This is a genomic window from Myxococcus sp. RHSTA-1-4, assembly GCF_020037125.1.
Classification (GTDB): Bacteria; Myxococcota; Myxococcia; order Myxococcales; family Myxococcaceae; genus Myxococcus.
In genome coordinates, this window is record NZ_JAIQDG010000003.1 from 74,570 (window position 1) to 92,400 (window position 17,831).

General features: G+C 71.9%; 13 protein-coding genes. 5 read left to right on the forward strand and 8 right to left on the reverse strand.

Going from position 1 to position 17,831, the window contains the following annotated elements:
* Positions 1 to 67 precede the first annotated feature (67 nt).
* The 5 genes from K8638_RS06130 to larC are packed head-to-tail and all read left to right on the forward strand — an operon-like array spanning position 68 to position 5,399.
* Positions 68 to 436 carry a response regulator gene (locus tag K8638_RS06130; protein ID WP_011556618.1) on the forward strand — a complete coding sequence of 123 codons (369 nt, stop codon included), beginning with the start codon at positions 68 to 70 and terminating at the stop codon, positions 434 to 436.
* Positions 437 to 486: 50 nt separating this feature from the next.
* Entirely contained in the window at positions 487 to 2,853 is a 2,367-nt protein-coding gene (locus tag K8638_RS06135; protein WP_223753473.1) for a chemotaxis protein CheA, read from the forward strand.
* Positions 2,850 to 3,449, forward strand: coding sequence for a chemotaxis protein CheC (locus tag K8638_RS06140; protein ID WP_223753474.1), 600 nt, complete (start codon positions 2,850 to 2,852; stop codon positions 3,447 to 3,449). Before K8638_RS06135 ends, K8638_RS06140 begins: the two co-directional genes overlap by 4 nt.
* A gap of 25 nt (positions 3,450 to 3,474) precedes the next feature.
* Positions 3,475 to 4,227: a nickel pincer cofactor biosynthesis protein LarB gene (gene larB, locus K8638_RS06145; protein ID WP_223753475.1), complete on the forward strand. Its 753-nt coding sequence runs from the start codon at positions 3,475 to 3,477 to the stop codon at positions 4,225 to 4,227.
* Positions 4,227 to 5,399: a nickel pincer cofactor biosynthesis protein LarC gene (larC, locus tag K8638_RS06150; protein ID WP_223753476.1), complete on the forward strand. Its 1,173-nt coding sequence runs from the start codon at positions 4,227 to 4,229 to the stop codon at positions 5,397 to 5,399. The genes larB and larC overlap by 1 nt, the downstream gene beginning before the upstream one ends.
* A 3-nt stretch (positions 5,400 to 5,402) precedes the next feature.
* Here larC and K8638_RS06155 read toward each other — a convergent pair whose 3' ends face one another.
* The 8 genes from K8638_RS06155 to K8638_RS06190 all read right to left on the reverse strand — a co-directional run bounded on the left by K8638_RS06155 (position 5,403) and on the right by K8638_RS06190 (position 17,812).
* Entirely contained in the window at positions 5,403 to 6,089 is a 687-nt protein-coding gene (locus tag K8638_RS06155) for a hypothetical protein (RefSeq protein WP_223753477.1), read from the reverse strand.
* Positions 6,086 to 7,645: an AAA family ATPase gene (locus K8638_RS06160; protein WP_223753478.1), complete on the reverse strand. Its 1,560-nt coding sequence runs from the start codon at positions 7,643 to 7,645 to the stop codon at positions 6,086 to 6,088. The genes K8638_RS06155 and K8638_RS06160 overlap by 4 nt, the downstream gene beginning before the upstream one ends.
* Positions 7,646 to 7,754: 109 nt before the next feature.
* Entirely contained in the window at positions 7,755 to 8,252 is a 498-nt protein-coding gene (locus tag K8638_RS06165; protein ID WP_223753479.1) for a hypothetical protein, read from the reverse strand.
* 230 nt (positions 8,253 to 8,482) lie between these two features.
* Entirely contained in the window at positions 8,483 to 9,871 is a 1,389-nt protein-coding gene (locus K8638_RS06170) for an ATP-binding protein (protein ID WP_223753480.1), read from the reverse strand.
* Positions 9,872 to 9,961: 90 nt separating this feature from the next.
* Entirely contained in the window at positions 9,962 to 11,671 is a 1,710-nt protein-coding gene (locus K8638_RS06175) for a DUF6311 domain-containing protein (RefSeq protein WP_223753481.1), read from the reverse strand.
* Positions 11,672 to 11,788: 117 nt separating this feature from the next.
* Positions 11,789 to 13,816, reverse strand: coding sequence for a hypothetical protein (locus tag K8638_RS06180; protein WP_223753482.1), 2,028 nt, complete (start codon positions 13,814 to 13,816; stop codon positions 11,789 to 11,791).
* A gap of 40 nt (positions 13,817 to 13,856) precedes the next feature.
* Positions 13,857 to 15,890, reverse strand: coding sequence for a hypothetical protein (locus tag K8638_RS06185; protein ID WP_223753483.1), 2,034 nt, complete (start codon positions 15,888 to 15,890; stop codon positions 13,857 to 13,859).
* A gap of 56 nt (positions 15,891 to 15,946) precedes the next feature.
* Positions 15,947 to 17,812: a hypothetical protein gene (locus K8638_RS06190; protein WP_223753484.1), complete on the reverse strand. Its 1,866-nt coding sequence runs from the start codon at positions 17,810 to 17,812 to the stop codon at positions 15,947 to 15,949.
* Positions 17,813 to 17,831 lie beyond the last annotated feature (19 nt).

The following is a 17,831-nucleotide window of genomic DNA, read 5'->3' on the forward strand; positions in this document are numbered from 1 at the left end:
GCCCCCTGGAAAGCGCGGATGCTAGTGTCCGCGCTCCTCTAGGTGATTCGGAGGCGGAGTTCTTCACATGGCTAAGCGGGTCCTGGTCGTCGACGACGCCATCTTCATGCGCAACATGATCAAGGACATCTTTGCGTCTGGAGGTTTCGAGGTCGTCGGCGAGGCCGCCAACGGCCTTGAAGCGGTTGAGAAGTACAAGGAACTCAAGCCCGACCTCACGACGATGGACATCGTGATGCCGTTCAAGAGCGGCATCGAGGCCACCCGGGAAATCATCAAGGCCGACAGCAGCGCCGTGGTCATCATGTGCTCGGCGCTGGGGCAGGAGAGTCTGGTGATGGAGGCCATCGAGGCCGGGGCGTCCGACTTCATCGTCAAGCCGTTCCGGGCCGAGGACGTGCTCGCGGTGGTGAAGAAGGTACTGGGAGAGACGTGAGCGGTATCGCCTCGCGGCGGCCGCTCCCTTCGTGTTGACGAGGCCGGGCCATGACCATGGACATGTCCCGTTACCTCGGGCTCTTCATCTCCGAGGCCACCGAGCACCTGGAGTCGCTCGGGAGGGACCTCGTGCAGTTGGAGCGCGAGGGCACCGCCACGGTGGTGGACTCCATGTTCCGCCATGCCCACTCCGTGAAGGGCATGGCGTCGTCGATGGGCTTCGAGTCCATCGCCATCCTCGCCCACCGCGTGGAAGACCTGGTGGACGCCGTCCGGCAGGACCGCGCCCGGCTGGACCGCGACGTGGTGGACCTGCTCCTCACCGCCGCGGACACCATGCTCGCGCAGGTGCGGGCCGTGGCGGAGAACCAGCAGCCGGATGAGGCCTCCGCGCTCCTGACGCAGCTCGGCAATCGTGTCACCGCGATGACGGGGAAGGGCCTGGCCACCACCCGCGTCGCGAAGGTGACCGCGCTCAAGCCCGCCGGGACGGAGGCGGGCGCGGCGGGTACGGCGCAGGCGGGGGGCGGCGCGGCTTCCTCCTCGCAGGTGGCGGGTGCTCCGGCTTCGACGGCTTCCACCACGGGCTCCGCGGCGGAGGGGGTGAAGTCCGCTGACGCGGGAGCCTCCCCGGGTTCCGCCCGCTCGCCGGGCGTGGTGGGGCTGGCGGGGGCCACGGTGGATATGGGGGCCCAGGGCCTGCCGCTGCCGCCGGACCTGCTCGCGCCTCCGGGCACGTCTTCCGACACGGCCTCGACGTCCGGTGCGCCCTCGGGCGCGGCGGCCGCCGTGGCGGCGGCGATGGGGCTCGTGGCCCCGGCCTCGACGGACCTGGGAGACGGGCTGAAGGCGGCCGCGAGCGCTCCGGTGCCGGAGGCCGGCCCGGTCCGGGGGGCCTCCCCGCCACGCGCCGAGCCCGAGGTGCGCGGCGCGATGCAGCGCTGGGCGGTGCGGCTGCGAATCGCCCCCACATGCCAGGTGCCCGGCGTGCGCGCGTTCCTGGTGCACAAGCGCCTCACCAACCTGGGCACGCTGGTGGACCTGCGGCCCGCGCTGGAGGAGCTGAAGGCCGGCCGGATTCCCGACGGCTACATCCAGCTCGAGCTGGAGACGACGGCGGGCGACACGGGCATCCACGCGTCGCTGCGGAACGTGGCGGAGGTGGAGGTCGTCTCCGTGAAGCCGGCGGTGGCCGCGCCCGCCCCGGCGGTGGCCGCGCCCGCCGCCTCCGAGGCCGCTCGCGCCAGCCCCGACGCCACGGCGCGCACGGTGCGCGTGCGCACGGAGCTGCTCGACTACTTCCTGGACACGGTGGGCGAGCTGATGCTCGCCACGGCCCGCCTGCGCGAGGTGGGCAAGGTGCTGCCGGAGAATGCCCGCCCCGCGCTGGAGGAGGGCGTCTACCGGCTGCACACGCTGGTGAAGGACCTGCACGACAAGGTGATGACGGCGCGCATGACGCCGCTGTCGCTCATCACCGACAGGCTGCCCCGCGCCGCGCGTGACATCGCCCGGCGCAAGGAGCGCGAGGTCGACCTGGTCATCACCGGCGCGGAAATCGAGCTGGACCGGGCCATCCTCGACGAGCTGGCCGACCCGTTGATGCACCTGCTGCGCAACTGCATCGACCACGGGCTGGAGTCGCCCGAGGAGCGCATCGCCGCGAAGAAGGGCCCGCGCGGCCGGGTGCTGGTGGCGGTGAAGCGCGCCAGGGACCGCGTCATCATCGAAATCGAGGACGACGGCCGCGGCATGGACCCGGGGAAGCTGAAGAGCGCCGCGGTGGCTCGCGGGCTGCTCTCCGTGGAGACCGCGGCGCGCATGACGGACCGCGAGGCCTTCCTGCTGTCATGTCTGCCGGGCGTCTCCACCGCCAAGGACATCACCGACATCTCCGGCCGCGGCGTGGGCATGGACGCGGTGAAGCGCGTGGTGGAGAACGTCGGCGGCACGCTCGAAATCGACAGCGAGAAGGGCCGGGGCACGCGCTTCACGCTGCGGCTGCCGCTGACGGTGGCGGTGGTGCATCTGCTGCTGGTGGAGGTGGGCGAGGAGGTCTTCGGCCTGCCCATCGCCAAGGTGGTGGGCGCCACGGAGGCGGATGGCGAGGCGCTCAGCCGCAGCCGCGAGACGGCACTCCTGCCCCATGGCAACTCGCTGCTGCCGGTCCATTCGCTGGACACGCTGGTGGGCGTGCCCGCGCCGCCGCGACAGGGCGCACGGCCCTTCGTGGTGATGGACGCGGACTCGGGGCGGGTGGCGCTGGCGGTGGACCGGTTGCTGGGCCAGGAAGAGGTGGTGCTCAAGCCGCTGTCCCGTCCGCTCGACCTGCTGCCCGGGCTGTCGGGAGTGACCATCCTGGGAAGTGGCCGTCCGGTCTTCATCCTGGACGTGCCGAGGTTACTGTCCGCGTGAGCCTGCCCCTTCCCAGCGACGCGCAGCTCGATGCCCTGCGCGAGGTGGCGAACATCGGCTGCGGCCACGCGGCCAATGCGCTCTCCCGGCTGTTGGGCGGGCGGAAGGTGGACCTGTCCATTCCCCGCGTGCTCGAGGGCGGCCCGGCCGACACCGTCGCGCTGGTGGGCGGGGACTCGCGGGTGGTGGCGGCATGGCTGGGCATCCGCGGTGGGCTGCGGGGCGCCATGCTGCTGGTGCTGCCCCGGGAAGACGGCGGCGCGCTGGAGTCGCTGCTGCTGGGCGGACAGCCCGCGGAGCAGGGCGAGCGCGACAGCGTCATGGCGGAGGTGGCCAACATCGCCGCCAGCGCGTGCCTGTCCGCCCTGGGCGGGCTGACGGGTTGGAAGCTGATGCCCACCGTGCCCACGGTGCGCCGCGGGGGCGCGCGAGACGCGGTGACCGAGGCGGTGGCCGGAGTGTCTGGCGACGCGGGCCGGCTGGTGGTGCTGGAGGCGCGCATCCAGGCGGCCTCGGTGCCCCCGGTGGGCGGGCAGCTCCTGCTGGTGCTGGAGCAGGAGAGCTCCCGGGCGCTGCTGGCGCGGCTGGGCGTATAGCCCGTTTCGCGGTAGACGGGCGCGCATGGACGAGAAGGCGCTGAAGCAGCTCCTCGGGAGCGTGAAGTCGGGCCGCGTGTCGGTGGACGACGCGGTGGGCCGGTTGAAGGACCTGCCCTTCGCCGAGCTGGGCTATGCGACGCTCGACACGCACCGCAACCTGCGTTTCGGCTTCCCGGAGGTGGTGCTGGGCGAGCCGAAGACGGTGGACCAGCTGCTGGGCATCGTCGGCGCGCTGGTGGAGCGCAAGCAGACGGTGCTGGTGACGCGGCTGCAGCCGGACAAGGCGGAGGCCCTGGTGGCGCGCTTCCCCAAGGGCGAGTACCACTCCGTGGCGCGCATCTTCCACCTGAAGCAGGGCAAGGTGCGCGCGGGCCGCGTGGCGGTGGTGACGGCCGGCACCAGCGACATCCCCGTGGCGGAGGAGGCGGCGCTCACCGCCGAGGCCATGGGCGCGGAGGTGCGGCGCGTCTACGACGTGGGCGTGGCCGGCATCCACCGGCTGCTGCGGCGGCGCGAGGAAATCCAGGAGTGCCACGCCGCGGTGGTGGTGGCGGGCATGGAGGGCGCGCTGGCGAGCGCGCTGGGCGGACTGGTGGGCATCCCCGTGGTGGCGGTGCCCACGTCCGTGGGCTACGGCGCCAACTTCAAGGGCGTGTCCGCGCTGCTGGCCATGGTGAACTCGTGCGCCTCCAACGTGGCCACGGTGAACATCGACAACGGGTTCGGCGGTGGCTTCTACGCGGCGCTGATTTCCCGGACGAAGGGACGGCGGTGATGCGGCGCATCCTCTACCTGGAGCCGGTGGGCGGCATCGCCGGCGACATGTTCCTTGCGGCGGGCATCGACCTGGGGCTGGCCCCGGCCGACCTCGAGCAGGCGCTGCGCGGGCTGAGCGTGCCCGGGTGGAAGCTGGCGGTGCAGCGCGCGGTGCGCCACGCCATCAGCGGCACGCACCTGGACGTGGTGCTGGACGCGCGCGAGGCGCACCCTCACCGGGCCTACGCGGACATCCGCCGGCTCATCGAGGCGGCCCCCACGCTGCCGCCCCGCGCGAAGGAGCGGGCCCTGGCGGTGTTCCGCGCCATCGGCGAGGCCGAGGCGAAGGTGCACGGCGTCTCCATCGACGACATCCACTTCCATGAGGTGGGCGCGGTGGACTCCATCGTGGACATCTGCGGCGCGGCGGTGGTGCTGGAGCTGCTGGGCAACCCGGAGGTGTACGCGGCCCCGCCCCCGCTGGGCAGCGGCACCATCCGCGTGGCCCACGGCAACATGCCCATTCCGGTGCCCGCCACGCTGGAGTTGCTGCGCGACGTGCCCGTGCGCTTCGAGGGCGTGGGCGAGCTGACGACACCCACCGGCGCGGCGCTGCTGAAGGTGCTGGCGCACATCGGCCACCCGCCGGACTTCATCGTGGAGAAGGTGGGCTACGGCGTGGGGACGAAGGACTTCCGCGACCGGCCCAACGTGCTGCGCGCGTCGCTGGGGCGGATGGAAGAGGCCCGCGCCGAGGGCCTCTGGGTGGTGGAGGCCAACCTGGACGACGCCACGCCGCAGCTCCTGGGACACCTGGTGGACCAGCTGCTCGCCGCGGGCGCGCTCGACACGTGGGTGGCGCCGGTGGTGATGAAGAAGAGCCGGCCCGGGCACCTGCTGGGCGCGCTGGTGGAGGGGGGCAAGCGCGAGGTGGTGGTGGACGCGGTGCTGCGCGAGTCCACCACGCTGGGGGTGCGCTACCACCGCGTGGAGCGGCAGGCGCTGGAGCGCGACTGGGTGGAGGTGGAGACACCGTGGGGGAAGGTCCGCGTGAAGCGCGGCCTGCGCGGGGGCGCCGTGCTCAACGCGCACCCGGAGTTCGAGGACTGCCGCAAGGTGGCCGAGGCCGCGGGCGTGCCCGTGAAGCAGGTGATGGCCGCGGCGGTGGCGGCGCTCGGCCAGAAGGGCTGAGGCTCAGCGGTAGCGGGCGGACCTGCCGGGCAGGAACAGCACGAGGAGGAGGAGGCACATGGCTCCTCCCGCCGTCCGCGTCCGTCCCGCCCCGTAACGCCAGAGCCCCACGGCGAGGCAGAGGACCGCCGCCAGCGTCAGCCACCGCACGAGCGGGTGGGGGATGAGCGCCAGCAGCCCCGTGCCTATCGTCGAGTGCTGGGAGTAGATGCGCGCCCAACGGCCTCCGCCTTCCTCCCGGCGGAGCTGCTCGAGCTGCTGCTTGAAGCGCTCGTCCTCTTCCCGCCGCCGTGCCTCGAGCTGGCGCAGCGCTTCCACCTCGTCCGCGTGCGTCCGGCTCAGCCCCTGCCGCCGCTGCTGCCAGAGCCGCTCGTTGTATTCGCGCTGCTCGGGTGTCTCCAGGTCGGCGCCGCACACGCCGCATGCCTTCGCGAAGCGGCCATTCTCGGACTCGCACACCCTGCAGCGGGGGAAGCGCCGCGTCTCCTCCGGGTTGTCCGCGAGGGCCAGGGGGGCATCGCCCTTGAAGCGCTCCAGGTGGGCCTCGGGGACGGCGGCCTCCGCGTGCGCCTCCTTCCGCTCCTCCAGGGACTCGAAGCGGCCACCGTCCCGCAGCGGGGCGGCCGTTTCATCGGAGCGCCCACCCCGCGCGCGCTCCAGGTGCAGGAAGCGGGAGAGCTTGGGTGTCATCGGGGGCTCCCGGGGGGGGCGGGAGCCGAGGCGGGACGGGTGCGGCCCCGGGCCCACTCCCGCAGCCGGTCGATGTCGGCCGCCATCGTCACCGACAGGGGGAAGGTGTCCTGGATGGCGCGCACCAGGTGTCGCTGCTCCAGCTCCTTCCCCTCGGCGAAGGCCTCGTACAGCGCGGCGATGATGCCCTGCTCGATTTCCGCGCCGCTGAAGCCCTCGGTGAGCGTGGCCAGCTCCTCCAGGCCGAAGCCCGAGGGCTCGCGCTTCCGGCGCTTGAGGTGGATGCGGAAGATGTCCTGCCGCTCGGCGTGCCCGGGCAGGTCGATGAAGAAGATTTCGTCGAAGCGCCCCTTGCGCAGCACCTCCGGCGGCAGGCCGTCGATGCGGTTGGCGGTGGCCACCACGAACACCGGCGCCGTCTTCTCCTGGAGCCAGGTGAGCAGCGTGCCGAACACGCGCGCCGAGACGCCGCTGTCTCCCGTGCTGGAGGAGGCCACGCCCGACAGGCCCTTCTCGATTTCGTCCACCCACAGCACCACCGGCGCCACGCTCTCCGCCACGCGGATGGCCTTGCGCAGGTTCTCCTCCGAGGAGCCAATCAGCCCGCTGAAGATGCGCCCCATGTCCAGCCGCAACAGCGGCAGGTTCCAGTGCGCGGAGACGGCCTTGGCGGTGAGGCTCTTGCCGCAGCCCTGCACGCCCAGCAGCAGCAGGCCCCGGGGCTCGGGCAGGCCGAACTGGCGGGCCCGCTCCCCGAAGGCGGCGGTGCGCTGGCTCAGCCACGCCTTCAGGTTGGAGAGCCCGCCCACGTTCGCCAGGCTCTCGTCGGGCGGGTAGTACTCCAGCAGCCCGCTCTTGCGGATGACCTGCCGCTTCTCGTCCTGGATGCGCTTGATGTCATCCGAGCTCAGCTTCCCGTCGGTGGCGATGGCCTTGGCGAAGGCGTTCTCCGCCTCCGACATCGTCAGCCCGAGCGCGGCCTTGATGAGCTGGTCCGCGTGCTCCCGGGACAGCTCGACGGTGGCCTTGTTGTTCCTGCGCACCAGCGCGACGATTTCCTTCAGCAGCTTCAGCAGGTCGTTGTACCCGGGCAGGGGCACGTCGACGACGGAGATTTCCTTCTCCAGCTCGATGGGGATGCTGAGCGCGGGGGACAGGAGGATGACGGTGGTGAAGGTGCTCTTGAGGAAGTGCGCCAGCTCCCGCAGGGCCCGCACCACCTGCTTCTCTTCCAGGTAGGGGTGGAAGTCCTTGAGCACCACCAGCGCGGGCTCGCCCAGCTTTTCAATGGCGGCCAGCGCCTCCAGGGGCGAGCGCGTGTCCTCGGGCAGGGCCGCGGCGCGCGAGTTGCCCACGTTGCGCAGGCCCCGGGTGACGGACCAGTGGAAGACGGCCTTGCCGTGCGCGCGGGCCAGCTCGGTGAGGATGGCGTCCACCCGGTGCTCCTCCCAGGAGACGAGGTAGAGGAGCGGGTAGCGGGCCCGGATGAGGACGTCGAGCTCCTCGAGCCACGGCTCGGTGGGACGGGAGGCGGGGACGGAGGGGGAGGACGACATATCGAGCATCATCTCCCAGGTGGCGCCCTGCTCATAAGCGCGTGGCGGCCGGGGCGAAAGCGGAAGGGGCCCGGACAGGCAGGCAGGCCCGGCGCGCGGGGCGCCCGCGTCACATCCACTTGAGCGAGAAGCGCCGCGTGCCGCCCCGGTGCGTCACCTTCGCCTCGGTGACAATCTTCCCGAAGCCCATGAGGAAGCCCCGGAAGGTGCCCAGCAGCAGCGCGCTGGGCAGGCGTGAGTGGCTCTCCAGCTCCGCCGCCAGCGGCGTGAAGGACACGGTGCGCGTGGAGTCGGACGGCGGCAGCTCCCGCACCATGGCGCGCAGCAGCGCGTCGAAGTCGCCGAACACCTTCTCCACCGAGTCGAAGCCCAGCGAGCGCGCCAGCGGGAGCGTGCGCATCGCCGAGCGCTGGGCGATGGCCTCCACCGCCCTGTCCCCCAGCGCCACCTGCAGCTCGCCCGTCATGCGGACATAGTCCTCCCACGCGTACCAGGTGTCGTCGCGCATGCTGTTGATGCGCTGCTGGTGCTGGGGGAAGCGGGACGAGGCCGCGGTCATCGAGCCGAGGATGGCCTTGAACCAGGCGCCCTGAATCTCACCGGACATACGAGGCTCCTCCCTCGGTGACGCGGACGGCGGCCCCCGGCGGGTCCTCGCGGGCCGGGACGCTGGAGGCTCCCGACACTCCACGCCCTGGGGCCTTCGCCGGCCATCGGCCCGGCGGCCGCGCGTGAAGGGGCAGACGCTCCGGCCGCTCCCGCGCGGGACTTCCGTCGCCAGGTGGATGGTGCAGCCGTGGGGAGCCGGACATCGGAGCGCCTGTCACGACTTCCAGGCTACACGGGAAGGCGTACCTGCACACGCGTGCCGCCCGGCTCGGACAGCACGCGGAGGTCGCCGCCGTGCCGCTCGATGATGCGGCGGCTGATGTCCAGGCCCAGGCCCGCCGCGTGGGGTTTCGTGCTGAAGAAGGGCTCGAAGAGGCGCGGCATCAGGTCCTTCGGAATCCCCGGCCCGTTGTCCGCCACCTCCACCACCACCCGCGAGGGCTCGGCCCAGGTGCGCAGCCGCAGGCGCCCGCCGCCCTCGCCCATGGCCTGGAGCGCGTTGAGCACCAGCTGCGTCCACACCTCTTCCAGCGCGCCGCCCTCCGCCTTCAGCCGCGGCAGGCTCCGCTCGTACTCGCGCTCCACGGTGAGGCGGCCGCCGGTCAGCCGGTGGCCCAGCACGGCCAGCGTGGCCTCCAGGCCGTCGTGCACGTCCACGTCCTCCGCGGGGGCCGGGTCCAGGAAGCTGTACGTCTTCAGCGCGTCCACCAGCGCGGAGACGCGCGCCGTGCCTCGCTCCACCTCGGCCAGCAGCACGTCGCCCGTCACCGCTGCCACCAGCCACGCGAGCACGTCGCCCAGCAGCGCCGTGCCCACCCGCGTCGACACCGACTCCAGCCAGGGCACGTCCAGCCCCGAGGCCACGAGCACGGGCGCCGCCTCCCACGCGTCCGCCACCCCGCGCGACTCCAGCCAGGAGCCCATCGCCTCCTCGCGCTCGGCCCGTGCCATGGGCTCCAGCGGAGGGGAGGTCCTTCCACGCTCGGCGGCCTCCCGGGGCAGGGCGAGCAGGGCCCCGCGCTGTGCCGAGCTCAGCCCGTGCTCGCCGAGCGCCATGGCCCGCGCCGACACCGTCCGCAACGTCTCGCGCAGCCGCGCCGCGCTCCGGCGCGCCGCCGAGGCGGGATTGTCCAGCTCACCGCCCAGTCCCGCCACGAGCTGGCCCACGGGCAGCAGCGCCGCCTGCTGCCGGGAGTCCACCTCGTTCGGCGCGGAGCGCTGCGAGGCCACCTCCATCAGCCCCCGGCTCAGCACCGGCGCCACGCGCAGCAGCTCCCAGAAGGTGGCCGGCTCCAGCCGGAACAGCCGCACGTCCGTCACCGCGTGGCCCGTGGAGGGGTGGGGCGAGTTGAGGAAGAGGATGAGCTCGCCGAAGAGGTCGCCCGCCTCCAGCGTGTCGGCGTGCACCTCCTGCGTGCCCACGCGGCGCGTCCACTCCGTGCGCCCCTCCAGGATGACGGACAGCCCGTCCGCCGGGTCTCCCTGCGCGGCGATGCGCGTGCCCGCCGCGAAGTGGAGCTGCCGGCCATGCCGGGCCATCCACTGAAGTTGCTCGCCGGTGAGCCGGGCGAACAGCGGCACCCGGCGCAGCGCTGTGACGATGTCCTCGCTCTCCATACGCTCCCGCTGCCGCCTTTCCCCGGGAGGGTGTCCATCTCCCAGTCACTCGTGCCCGCCCGGGAGGAGGGCCGCCCGGCCACCCACCTTCTACCGCAACGGCTGCCGCTCCAGCGCCCGGGCGAAGGCATCCGTCCGGTGCCCGGCCACGCACACCGGCAGCCCCTCCAGCATGCCGCAGCGCGCGCCCTCCCGGAGGAAGGACGCGAGGTGCTCCGGCGCCACCACGTAGGCCGTGTCCGCGTCCACCCCACCGGGCCGCAGCGGGGCATTGCACTCCCTCGCCAGCTCCGGCGGCGTGCGCGACGCATAGCCGCTGTTGAAGGTGAGCTCCAGCCGGTAGGCGAGGTAGCCCAGCGCGTTCACCACCGGCTCGTCGTAGCGGCACACCCACTGGACGTGCGGCGGGAAGAGGGCGAGGTGCTGGTAGGGGCCCTTCAGCTCCGCCCACTCGGGGGCCTGGAGCCGGCGGAACGGGGTGGGCCGGTGCAGCGGGCTGCGCTGCGCGCGCCAGTCGTACGCCTGCACCGCCACCGCCACCACCAGCGCCGCCGTGCCGGCCCACGCCCGCTCGCGCCACAGCCGCAGCCACAGCAGCACGGCCCCGGCCACCAGCAGGTAGCACAGCGGCCACACGAAGCGCCCGGACGAGCGGAACGCCGCCGTCAGCCGGGAGAAGGGCTCGTACAGCGCGCCCAGGTCCGCCACCTGCCGGCCCATCCACGTCACGCGCCAGGACAGCGCGTAGATGGCCATCAGCAGCACCACCACCGCCAGCGGCACCCCGCGGCGCCAGGGCACGGCGCGCAGCGCGCGGAAGCGCACCGCCGAGGACGCCAGCGCGAGCGCCAGCAGCAGCAGCGCGCCGGCGCCCAGGTAGCCGAAGCCCTCGCCCTGTCTCGGCGCGGCCCTCAGGTCGGGCAGGAGCCGGGACCAGCCCATGGGGTTGAACAGCGTGGCCAGGTCCGCGGAGAAGTCGCCGAAGCCCTCCGCGCCCAGCCCGCTGCCGCCGAAGTAGCCGAAGAGGGCGAAGACGAGCACGTCCAGCAGCACCACGCCCACTGCCGCCACCATGGCCGCGCCCCACCCGAGCACCCGGCCGAGTGCCAACCGCACGGCCAGTGCCACGGCGAGCGGCGCCAGCATGGCCACGAGGTACGGGTGCGTGCCCGCGCCCACGGCGTTGAAGAGGGCGGCCAGGGCGAGCGTCCGCCTCGCGGCGCCGGCCTCCGGTGCGTCACGCAGGTGGAGCCACAGCATGGCCACCAGCAGCCAGTGCGCGCACAGCGTCGGGTGGCCGAAGCGCGCCGCCATGGGCGGGGCCAGCGCGAAGAGCAGGCCTCCCAGCACCTGGTGCTCCGGGCGCGATGACACCTCGCGCACCAGCCGCGCGCCGAAGTACCCCATCAGCGCGAAGCACAGCCCGAGCCACAGTCCCGTGTATTGGAAGTCCGCCGGCAGCAGCGCCTCGAAGGGCTTGAGCAGCACCGCCACCAGCGGGTTGCCGTCCGTGAGCGCCACGGACGTGCCGTAGGGGTGGAGCTGGTTGGGCGAGGCCGACAGCGGCAGGCCCCACGGGGCATTGCGGTAGAAGAGCCAGCCGAAGATGTGGCCCGCCCAGTCCTCGCGCATCATCCAGTCGATGCGCGTGGGCGGCAGCACCTTCCCGCCGCCCAGCCACAGGAACCAGCCCAGCCCACCGAGCGCGGCCACCCAGGGCGCAAGCCGGCTCGCGCGAGAGGGCGTCGAGGCGGTGGTGGGGGCGGGCTCCATCAGCGCCGGCGGACTCAGGTTCGACATGACGGCCTTGGCACGGCCGGCACTGTAGGGCCGCGCTTCCGGCACGGGCAAGCGTGGAGGCCGGGCCTCCACGTATCCGCCGGGCTCATGTGCCCGCCGCCCGGTCAGTCGAGGGCGCTACGGTCCGCAGGCCGTCTCCGCGTTGCGCGCGATGTCGAGGTCCTCGGCGCGCCCGGTGTACACGCTGCTCGCGAGTGTCGTGGCCAGGCACCCGGGGAGCTTCGGATTGTCCGTGGCGATGAAGTAGGTGCCCACCCGGACGAGTCCGCTCAGGCCCAGCTGCGTCAGCTCGGGGTTCTCCTTCACGAGCAGGCCATCCAGCTCGCGCAGGCCGCTGAAGGGAGACAGGCTCGTCAGCGCGGGGCTGCGCGTCACGTGCAGTCCTTCCAGGCGCAGCAGCCTGCCGAAGGCCGACAGGTCGGTCAGCAGCGTGTTGTCGCTGAGCTCGAGGATGCCCCCCACGCTCACCAGGAGGGGGAACTCCATCACGGCCGTCAGCTTCGGGCTGTTGGAGATGCCGAAGTCCTTGTCCACGGACTTGAGGGACAACATCGGCCCCACCGTCGCCAGCGAGGCGTTGCCGTTGATGATGATGGAGCCCGCGCGGGAGAGGAAGGAGGTCCCGAAGTCCTGGAGGCTGTCGTTGCCAATCACCTGGAGGGCGCCGCCAACGCTATGCAGGCTCCACAGCCCCGAGCTGCTCGGCAGCGCGTCGTTGTCGGAGATGAGGAAGTCTCCGCCGACGGTCGTCAGCACATTCAGTCCCTCGAGCGAGGTGAGCGCATCGTTGTTGAAGAGCTGTACCGTGCCGCCCACCGTGCGCAGGTGGGTGAAGGGCAGCGTTTGCAGGGTGGGATTTCCCCAGATGCTCAGGGTGCCCGAGAGCTCCTCGAGGTACGGGAACCGGTCCCCTCCCATCAGGAGCGCGTTCTCGGTCACCGTGAAGCTGCCGCGCGGGGACACGGCGGCCAGCCCGAACAGCGTCTGGAGCTTCGGGTTGGTGCTCAGTCCCAGGTTGGTGCCCACATGGACCGCGTGCTCCGGAGCCGGGCCGGCCGGACCGATGGTCAGCAGCTCGAGGTTGTCGTTGTAGCCCACGAACAGGGCCTCTCCCACGGAGCGCAGGCCCATCAGCTCCACGCGCGTCAGGGCGGCGTTGCTGGTGATGCTCAGCGAGCCCTCCACCGATACGAGGCCGGGGAGCACCACCTCCGTGAGCTGCGTGTTGGTGATGGTGAGCCCGCCCCGGATGTGGGAGATGGCCCCGAGCGCCGCGAAGTCCGCCGCATCCTGCACGAGGTACGAGCCGTCATAGGTGGACGTGGGCTGGCACACGTAGGCGGTGCCGAGCACCTCGTTGCTGTCGAACACGCCGTCCCCGTTCATGTCCCTGCCGGCCTCCACCGCGATGCCGCCCATGGGGCAGCGCGTGCCCGCCGGCTCCGGCCGCTGGCGCACCCGGACCAGGGCGGGGTCCACGCAGACGCGGGTGGAGGCTCGTGCCTCCTCGTCGTCGAACACCCCGTCGCGGTCCAGGTCCAGGGCCGCGTCGACGATGGAGCTGGTCTGCTGGCAGACGAAGGGGGCCCTCGTGAGCAGGCGCACCCGCGTCAGCACCGGCGCCGGCTCCGAGCAGCCATACACCTCGCGCGTGATTTCCGCGTCCCCCAGCAGCCCGTCTCCGTTCAGGTCCTTCCCGGCGTGGGACACGACGCCGCCATTCGGGCAGTGCTCTCCCGGGGGCACCTGCCGCGTGCGCACCAGCACGTCCGGGACGGCGGTGGCGCAGACATACTCGGTGGCCGTCACCTCGGCGTCGTCGAGCTCGCCGTCCCCATCCAGGTCCGGGCCGGTCCGCACCGCCTGCCCGCCATGCTCGCAGTGGGCCCCCGCCGCCTCGGGCTGGCTGTACGCGAGCGCCGTGGTGCAGGCGTACTCGGTGTTCGTCACCTCGCTGTCGTCGAGCACGCCGTTCTCATCGAGGTCCAGGCCGGACAGCACCGCCTGCCCGCCATGTGGGCAGTGGGCGCCGGCGGGCTCCGGGGCCAGGCGCGTGAGCGCCGGGTGCTGCTTCACGAGCTTCTCCAGCTCGATGCCGTTGCAGCCGGCCGCCAACGCGAACACCGCCATCCAGGTCCAGCGCATGGTGCAGTTCCTCCGGGGCAGGTCGTGCCGGCCCCGTCCTTCAGTTGCCACAGGTGGCCGTGTCGTCATTGTCGCTGATGCGCAGCTGGGCCGGCGCGCCCGTGTAGACGGCGGCGGCGAGCCCGGTAGCGAGGCAGGTGGGCAGCTTCGTGTTGCCGGTAACGGTGAACTCATGGGGCACCCGCTCCAGCGCGGTCAGGTCGAACCGGGTGAGGTTCGCGTTGTCCAGGACGCTCAGCATCTCCACCTCCTGGAGTCCCGCCAGTTCCGCCAGGCTGCTCAGCGCGGGGCTCCGCCGCACGGACAGGCTGCTCAACCAGCGCACCCGGGTCAGCCCTTGCAGGCTGGCCAGCAGCGGGTTGTTGTCGATGGACACCTGGGCGACCTGCTGGAGGCTGCCCAGGTTGCGCACGCCGAGCAGCTTCGGGTGGGAGTCGACCACGAGCCGGGAGCCGATGCTCTGGAGGGAGGGCAGGTCTCCCACCCACTCCAGCTCGGCGTTGAAGCCGAAGGAGAGGCCGCCCACGTGGCTGAGCTCCGGCAGTCCTTCGGTGGTCCGCAGCGCGTCGTTGCCGGCGACGGTGAGCCAGCTGTTGATGGTCTCGAGCAGGGGCATGCCCGACAGGCCTTGCAGCGCGTCGTTGTTGGAGATGGAGAAGGCCCCGCCCACGGACCTCAGGCTCGGCAGCGACAGGCTCCGCAGCGCGGTGTTGTCGTCGACGTACACGCTGTAGCCCACATGGCGGAGGACCGGGAAGGGGAGGGCGCCCAGCGCGTCATTGCCCGAGACGTAGAGGACTCCCGTGAGGGCCTTCACGTTGTCGAAGCCCGTCTGGCCCGGGATATACTCGAGCGCGCCGTTCTCCCGCAGGTAGAGGCTCTGCCGGGGGGACACGCGGCTCAGCCCGCTCAGGCTCTTCAGCTTGGGGTTGGAGATCAGCCACAGGTCCAGCTCCACCAACAGTTCCTCACCCTGGGCACCGCCAAGCACCAGGGTCTCCAGGTTGGCGTTGGACTCGACGGAGAGGTCGTACTTCACGAAGCGCAGGCCGGGCAGTTCCACGCGCGTCAGGGCCGCGTTGCCGTAGATGGTGAGCTGCCCCTCCACCGCCATGAGGCCGGGGAGGACCACTTCGGTCAGCTCCGTGCCCATCAGGAAGAGGGAGCCGTGGATGTGGGAGATGCCCTGGAGCGCCGCGAGGTCCGCCGCGCTCCGCACCACGTAGCTTCCGTCGTACGTGTGCAGGGGCTGGCATACGAGCGCCCACGAGGAGCGCTCCTCGTTGCCCAGGTTGCCGTCGCCGTTCACGTCCAGACCGGCCACCACCAGCGTGCCACCCGCCGGGCACCGCGTGCCGGCCGGTTCCGGGCGCAGCTCCACCCGCACCGGGTCCACCACCGACGCGCAGAGGCTCACCCGCGCCCGGGCCTCGCCGTCATCCAGTTCGCCGTCCTGGTCCATGTCCGGGCCCGCCTCCACCGCCACCGACGCCAGACCGGGGCACTCCTGGGCCGGCTGCGGGATCGCGCTCAGGCGGGTGACCACCGTCTCCGGCTGTGTGCAGCCATACACCTCGCGGGTGACCTCGCCGTCCTCCAGCTCGCCGTTGCCGTTGGTGTCCTGCCCGGCGCGGGAGACCTGGCCGCCAAGCGGGCACTCCGCGCCGGGCGGCACCTCCCGGGTGCGCACCAGCACGTCCGGGACGGCGGTGGCGCAGACGTACTCGGTGGCCGTCACCTCGGCGTCGTCGAGCTCGCCGTCCCCATCCAGGTCCGGGCCGGTCCGCACCGCCTGCCCGCCATGCTCGCAGTGGGCTCCCGCCGTCTCGGGCTGGCTGTGCGCGAGCGCCGTGGCGCAGACGTACTCGGTGGCCGTCACTTCGCCGTCATCGAGCACGCCGTCTTCATCGAGGTCCAGGCCGGACAGGAGCGCGCTGCCGCCGTGCGGGCAGTGGGCGCCGGGCGGCTCCGGCGTCACCCGCGTGCGCGCCGGATGCTGATTCACGAGAGGCTCCAGCTCGATTCCACCGCAGCCCGCCGCCAGCGCGAGTACCGCCATCCAGGTCCAGCGCATCCGTGCCTCTCTTCTGCCGCTCCTGAAGGGGGACGCTCGTCCCCGCCGGGAGGGGCTCAGTCGCAGGTGGCCGTGGAGTCGTTGCCGGTAATCTGGGCCGCGATGCCGGTGAAGGTCCTCGTCGCGAGCGCGGTCGCCTGGCACGTGGGCAGCACCGGGTTGTCCACGACGGTGAAGGTGCCGGTCACGCTCTCCAGCGCGGGCAGGTCGAGCCGCTTCAAGGTCAGATTGTATGTCACCTCCAGCCCCTCCAGCGCCCGCAGCCGGCTCAACGCTCCCAGACTCGTCAGGGAGTTGTTGCTGTCCACGTTCAGGAACCTCGCGGTCTGTAGCGTGTCGAGCCCCGTCAGGCTCGTCAGCCGCGTGTTGTTGCCCACGTGCAGCAGCTCCAGGTGCTGGAGGAAGCGGAAGTCCCCCACGGACACCAACGATGGATTGTTGTTGATGTCGAGGGCCGTGGTGATGGTCCGTAGGACGGGGAAGGGGCCCGCGTCCGTCAGCTCGGCGTTGCGGTAGACACGCAGAGAGCCCAGCCGCGCGAGCGACTGCATCCCCGCCAGGGACAGCAGGCGGTCATTGTCCTGGACGATGAGGTTGCCGCCAATGGACTCGAGCTGAGGCATCCCCGACAGGTCCATCAGCGTGTCGTTGTCTGAGATGGAGACGTCCCCGCTCACGCTGGTCAGGACGGTGCCTGTCAGGGAGGGCAGGGCGGCGTTGCGGGTGATGTCCAGGCTGCCGCCCAGACGCTCCAGCTTCGCGAATGGCAGCGCCAGCAGGCCGTCATTGTCCGAGATGAAGATGGAGCCCGTGAGCTCGACGAGGGAGTCGAACGTCCCCGGGAACCGGAGCGCGTCATTGTCCCGCAGGGTGATGCTCCCGCGCGGAACCACCGGGCTCAGGCCGGAGAGGGTGGCCAGGCTCGGGTTGGTCTCGATGACCAGTTCCTTCTCCACCCACACTTCGTTTCCGGCACTGCCCACCGCGAGGGTCTCCAGGGCCGCGTTGAAGCCAATGCGCAGGTCCTGCTCCACGAAGCGCAGCGACGGCAGTTCCACGCGCTTCAGGTCCATGTTGCTGTCGATGAGGAGCTGGTCTTCCACCATCATCAGCGCGGGCAGGACGAGCTCCTTCAAGGGCGTGCCGACGACCTGGAGCGAGCCGCGGATGCGCGAGATGCCCTCGAGCGCCGCGAGGTCCGCCGCGCTCTTCACGACATAGTGCCCGTCATAGGTGCGCAGGGCGTTGCACACCGCCATGGTCGCGCCTACCTCGGCGTACTCGAACTCCGTGTCGCCATCGTCGTCGGCGCCGGCCTCCACGCGGATGCCGCCGCTCGGGCAGGTGACGCTGGCGGGCTCCGCGACCTGGCGTACCCGGACGAGGGCCGGCGCCACGCAGACGATGGCCATCGCCCGGCGCTCCGGGTCATCCAGCGCGCCGTTCCGGTCCAGGTCGAGGCCCGCCTCCACCAGGGTGCCTTCCAGGTGGCAGGGGCCCGGAGGCGACGGGAGCGCGCTCATGCGCGTGACGACCGCCTCCGGCTCCGTGCAGCTGTACACCTCGCGGGTGACCTCGCCGTCCTCCAGCTCGCCGTTGCCGTTCACGTCGAGCCCGGCGCGGGAGACGTGGCCACCGAGGGCGCACCGCTCCCCGGGAGGCACATACCGCGTCAGCACCAGCACGCCGGGCATGGCCGAGGCGCAGCTGTACGCGGTGCTCCGCACCTCCGTGTCGTCGAGCACGCCGTCGTCGTCGAGGTCCAGGCCCGTCAGCACCGCGCTGCCGCCGTGGGCGCAGTTGGCGCCCGCGGGCTCCGGGGTGATGCGGGTGAGCGGCTCGTGCTGCTTCAGGAGCTTGTCCAGCTCGATGCCGTCACAGCCGGCCGCCAGCGCCAGCACCGCCACCCAGGTCCATCTCATGAATCCGTGCCTCATCACC